This is a genomic window from Corallococcus sp. AB049A, from assembly GCF_003668885.1.
Lineage (GTDB): Bacteria > Myxococcota > Myxococcia > Myxococcales > Myxococcaceae > Corallococcus > Corallococcus interemptor.
Map to the genome: position 1 here is coordinate 1 of NZ_RAWL01001120.1, position 443 is coordinate 443.

A 443-nucleotide genomic window follows, 5' to 3' on the forward strand; every position below is an offset into this window, starting at 1 on the left:
CACCAACACATCGTAGGTCTCCGCTACACCAATCCGAAACTCGTCGACGTTCACGGGTTCGACATCTTGTCCGTCCGCCGCACAAACTCGCATGGTCAGGCCCGGGATGCGAACATCAAACGTTGTGGTGGCCGATCCATTGATGAAGCGCAAACGTACGTATTCGCCTGCCTCCGCGATAGCTGTCCAGTTAGTGAAGGGTGTGGCGCCATTGACCAAGTAGCAGTAGGTTGCAGCAGAGACATCGGCGAGGTCCGTGGGATTCATGCGCATCTGGTTCCACATACGCCGTCGAGCCAGTGCTTTTGAGAGGCCCGCCGCCCTGACGTCGGCCACAAAATCAGTGACCGTCGGTAATTGGAAATTGTAAAAATCACTCGACTGCTTCAAGTGAAGGAAGACGTTTTCAGGATCTTCGTCAGTCCAATCACTCAGCATAACGA

General features: G+C 54.2%; 1 pseudogene. It reads right to left on the reverse strand.

Annotation, left to right across the window (positions count from 1 at the left end):
- A pseudogene (locus D7X55_RS41110) lies at positions 1 to 443 on the reverse strand (copper resistance system multicopper oxidase); the annotation flags it as partial.